Origin of the sequence: Eudoraea sp. (genome assembly GCF_049665975.1) — a bacterium.
GTDB lineage: Bacteria > Bacteroidota > Bacteroidia > Flavobacteriales > Flavobacteriaceae > Eudoraea.
The window spans coordinates 1-1870 of the sequence record NZ_JBATGR010000221.1; the positions used below are offsets into that span (position 1 = coordinate 1).

Genomic DNA, 1870 nt, shown 5'->3' on the forward strand with positions numbered 1-1870 from the left:
TTCTTACAATTCACTTACTTTTCACTATTTTTGTGGAATTTTATTACGTACGGCAAAATCATACTATGAAAAATATACTTTTTATTGTCTTTGCACTTTTTGTAGCCTGTAACTCGTCCCAGAAAACAGTTGCAGAACTAGCTGATACTGCTATTACAAGTGTATCTGCAGATCCGCGGGTTTATGCACTAACGATTACCGAAAAAGAGTTAAAAGAACATTTGTATATCTATGCTTCAGATGAATTTGAGGGCAGGGAAACAGGTCAACCCGGACAAAAAAAAGCGGTGGACTATTTGCAGGCTAATTATAAGGCAATGGGAGTCCCGGCGGCGAAAGAGGATGGTGATTATTTGCAGGAAGTTCCTTTGGTATTCCCCAAATTGCCTGTGGGCTCCATAATGGCGGGAGCGACTAAATATGAGTTAGGAAACGATTTTTTAACATTTACACCTATTGAAGGAAATTTCAACGAAATTATTTATGCAGGTTATGGAATTGAAGACACGGGTTACTCCGATTATGAAGGATTGGATGTATCGGGAAAACTTATTTTAATTAAGGCAGGGGAGCCTGTGAAAAAAGACGGCACCTACTTGATTTCAGGAAATTCTAAAAAATCTGTTTGGAGTAATAAGTCTGATGCTGCAGGAGCCAGAATAAAATTGGCCAGAGATAAAGGAGCCAAAGGGGTACTATATTATGATCCGGACAATTACGGCCGTTATAAAAGATATTATGACTATTTGAAAGGGAGTGATAAAATGAAAATGGAAATTAAGGTTGAAGAAAACGATGCCGCATTAGTTTTCCTTAGTGAAACCATGATTAAAAATATATTCCCTGCCATAAAGGAAGCACAGAATTCAGGAATAATTCCACAGCCAATATCTCTTAATATTAAAAGTAATAATGAGGCCGTATCTTCTGAAAATATTGCGGCAATTATTCGTGGTTTTGAAAAACCTGATGAGTTTATAGTCATATCTTCACATTTAGATCATATTGGAGTCAATGATAATGGTGACATTAATAATGGTGCGGATGACGATGGCTCCGGAACAGTTGCTATGCTAGAAATTGCCGAAGCTTTTAAACAGGCTGCAGATACGGGAAACGGACCAAAAAGATCTATAGTATTCCTGCATGTTACCGGTGAAGAAAAAGGATTACTTGGATCAAAATACTATACAGATAATGACCCTGTATTTCCTTTGTCTCAAACTGTTGCCAACCTTAATATAGATATGATAGGGCGTATTGATCCTAAACATGAGAGCAACGGTAATTACTTGTATCTAATTGGTTCCGATAAATTAAGTTCGGAACTTCATAACCTATCCGAAGAAGTTAATGATAAATATGCACAGCTGAACCTTGATTATACCTATAACGATGAAAATGACCCCAATCGTTTTTATTACCGGAGCGACCATTACAATTTTGCGAAAAATAATATTCCTGTCATTTTTTATTTTAGTGGTACCCATGAAGATTATCACAGACCCGGTGACACACCGAATAAAATAAACTATGACTTACTGGAAAACCGCACGCGATTAATCTTCTATACTGCCTGGGAAATTGCGAACAGGGATATGCGTATTGAGGTAGATGTTACCCCATCTAAGTAAAGATTATAATATAGTAGGAATAATTAATTCATTTCCAATTTCCAGGCTAATCGAAATAAGCTTAAAAGATAAGCCCCATAATTTATGACAGGGCTTTAGAAAATTAATGAGGGTGGAAGACCGGGTTCGAACCGGCGACCTCTGGAACCACAATCCAGCGCTCTAACCTGCTGAGCTACAACCACCATTTGCAAGCGCTGGCAAAGGTAATTTTTTTTACCCATTGTTTCAAACTA

The 1870-nt window shown here is 37.4% G+C and carries 1 protein-coding gene and 1 tRNA gene; one reads left to right on the forward strand and one right to left on the reverse strand.

The window, feature by feature from the left end; all coding sequences use genetic code 11:
- Positions 1-65 precede the first annotated feature (65 nt).
- Positions 66-1634, forward strand: coding sequence for a M28 family peptidase (locus WBN20_RS08410; RefSeq protein WP_424281357.1), 1569 nt, complete (start codon positions 66-68; stop codon positions 1632-1634).
- Between the two features lie 110 nt (positions 1635-1744).
- On the opposite strand, the gene WBN20_RS08415 is transcribed toward WBN20_RS08410, so the two are convergent.
- Positions 1745-1820: transfer RNA gene (locus WBN20_RS08415), tRNA-His, on the reverse strand.
- Positions 1821-1870 lie beyond the last annotated feature (50 nt).